General features: G+C 47.1%; 1 protein-coding gene. It reads right to left on the minus strand.

The window, feature by feature from the left end:
- On the minus strand, nucleotides 1–3,003 hold a 3,003-nt coding region (locus VN105_RS19200; protein ID WP_325643183.1), incomplete at its 3' end, for a TonB-dependent receptor.
- Nucleotides 3,004–3,264: the final 261 nt, after the last annotated feature.

The raw sequence follows: 3,264 nt of genomic DNA on the forward strand, positions 1-3,264 counted from the left end.
GCCGTATACACGCAGGCTGTTCAAACCAAGTTTGTCTTTAATACCGGGGAAAGTGTAACCAAGGCTGATTTCACGTGCTCTCAGGAAGTCGCCTTTTTCCAGCCAGCGGGTAGAGGCCTGGTTGGTAGGTGCATCGGAGAGTACCAGTTTGGGAACATCTGTGTTTCTGTTTTCAGGAGTCCATCTGTTTTTGATCTCTTCCAGGTTATTCTGGAAATAGTTGTTCATCAATGCAGCCCTGGTGGCATTGTATACGTAATTACCACCGCTGTACTGCAGCAGGATACTCAGGTCAATGCCTTTGTAACTGAAGGTGTTATTGAAACCACCATACCAGGTAGGAAAACCGGATTTATCCAGGTACTGTGCATCAGAGGCTGTAACAGGCGCCATTTGTTTGGTACCATCGGGAGAAGTCCATTTTTGTGCGGTGGGTACGTTAGGATCTACATTGTACATCACCAGTTCGCCTTTGGCGTTGTAGTACATGGGATTACCATTGTCAGGATTTACGCCGCCCCACTTAATGAGCCTGAATACGCCGAGGGTTCTGTCAACTACAGCCCTGTTGCTTCCTTTGATGATGTCTGATCCGTCGGCAGTGTTAGTTACCCTGTTTTTAATAAAGGTGAAGTTGATGCTGGAGTTCCAGCTGAAATCCCTTGTAGTGATGTTCTGTGTATTGACTGTTAGTTCTAAGCCTTTATTCCACATGGTACCAATGTTGGTAGTGAGAATAGAGCCAACAGCGCCGGTAACCGGATCCCACGGAGTACCCACGGTAGCGAGAATGGGCGCATCAAGGATCAGGTGATCAATGTTACTGTGGAAGTAATCCGCCACAAAAGTGATCCTGTTTTTCAGCAGGGTAACGTCAACGCCTATATCCAGTTTCTTTGATTTTTCCCATTGCAGGTTAGGGTCACCGATCTGTGCAACGCCAAATCCGTTTACGTCGCCGTATTGTCCGCCGCCATAAAGAGAACGGAATGCGTAGGCGCGGATGTTGGAGTTACCCACTATACCATAGCTGGCCCGCAGTTTCAGGTCGCTGATCACAGAGATATTGTCTTTGAAGAAGCCTTCTTCAGAGATTCTCCATCCTACGGATACACCGGGGAAGTAACCGCGGCGGTTATTGGTACCGAAGTCTGAGTAAGCATCTGCCCTGAGGGTCGCATCAAAATAGTATTTTGAACCGTAGTTGTAGCCCACTTTACCGAAGTAAGATTCGAAGGACTTGGCAATTCTGCTACCACCCGTATAGCTGTTTTCAGCACCGGCAAACAAACCATCATAGATCTCTTTAAAATAAGAATCTGCGAGGTTACCCTGGCCGGTATATAATTGTTTCTGCTCAGAATGTTGGGATTCCTGACCTATGGTAGCACTGATAAAGTGCAGGTTGTTGATGGATTTCGTATAGGTGGCAAAGTTAGACCAGTTCCACAGGTTCTGCCTTAAGAGGTTTTCCTGTACCAGGCCATTGTTGCCTAATCCTAAACCAGCCTGTAAGGGACCACTGTACTGGTCTTCAAAGTTTTGTACCATGTCCACGCCAAAACGGGAAGTGATCTTCAAACCGGTAATAGGTTCCACTTCCACGTAAATGCTCGATAGCACACGGGTAGAAGTGTTATCATTTCTTCCATATTCCAGGTTAGACAGCGGATGGAAAAAACGGTTCAGTTTAGCGGTGGTGATATTGTTACCATCTGCAAGGTCCCCGTTGCTGGACTTGATATAGAGGTTGCCGCTCTTGTCATATACCGGTACGTTTGGCATCGCGTTATAGGCGGAGAAAGTAGATCCTGCAAGATACCCGTCGGACAATACACCATTATTAAGTGATTTGGAAGTGTAGAGGGAAATGCCTGATTTCAGCCATTTCTTTGGCGTAACATCGAGGTTCATACGGATACTTCCTCTGCGTAAGCGGTTTACGAGTACCATACCCTGCTGATCGGCATATTCGCCGGAGGCATAAAATTTTGCTTTCTCTGTACCGCCTGTTAATGATAACTGGTGGTTCTGGATAACACCGGTGCGGAACACTTCGTCCAGCCAGTTAGTACGGTCTGGTTTACCATCGCCGTTCAGGTCGATGTCTTTAGCCAGGATAGGCGCGGTACCACCTGTTTTGGTGGCATTCCTTGCTTTTTCATTCTGGATAATAGTAAAGTCGTCGCCGTTCAGCAGTTTAGGCAATCTCGCCGCCTTGCTGGCGCCTACATACCCATTATAGTTTACGCTAATGGTGCCGTTTTTACCTCTTTTGGTAGTGATAACAATTACGCCTGCAGCGGCACGGGAACCATACAGGGCACTGGCAGCGGCATCTTTCAGTACATCTACTGATTCGATGTCGTTCGGGTTGATATCTGCCAGCGGGTTATAACGGGTACCATTACCACTGTTGAAAACGTTCAGGTTATTCAACGAGTTCACCGGGATACCATCTACTATTACCAGTGGCTGTGTGCTGTTGGTAATGGAGTTAACCCCCCTGATGCGGATGTTTACGTTATCGCCCAGTACACCGGAGTTGGTGCTGATATTCACACCGGCAGCGCGGCCGGTGAGGGCCTGGTCAAAGCTGGTACCAGGGCGGCTGTTTACGAGTCCGGCTGATACATGGCTCACGGAAGAGGTGACGTCTTTTCTTTTCAGCTCTCCATAACCGGTTACCAGTATTTCGCTCAGTATTTTATTGCTGGCGGTTAAAGCAACCTGGATGTTCTGACGGTTACCTGTTTTTTCTTCCCTTGTTTCATAGCCTACGAAAGAAAATTGCAGGATGGCATTGGCATCTGCCTGGATGGAAAACTTACCGTCGGCGCCTGATACCACGCCGGTTTTAGTGCCTTTGATGATTACAGATACGCCTGGCAGGTCCTGACCATCCGTTGCATCTGTTACCTTACCTGTAATCGTTCGGGTCTGGGCATAGGCATGCACCACACCAATGGCTAATAAAAGCCATAGTAGTAAACCTTTTTTCATACGGTTTCAATTTGGTTTAGATATATAAGAAATATTGCGGCAGGCAGCCTTGCGTCAGATTTTGGTTTAATAATTCATCGGGTATTATGCAGCATGGGCGCCTGCCTTGTTCATGTTATTCAGATTTTGGTTTAAAGGTGACTTGTTGTTCAACAGATATATTTCCCCGAACCTAAAAGGGCCCGGTGCATTGATCTGTTATATAAATGATTTAATAAAAGAAACCTGGTTGTAGCTGGCAACGCCACCACCATGGATATC

Origin of the sequence: Chitinophaga sp., assembly GCF_035564935.1 — a bacterium.
In the GTDB taxonomy this organism is placed as follows: Bacteria; Bacteroidota; Bacteroidia; order Chitinophagales; family Chitinophagaceae; genus Chitinophaga.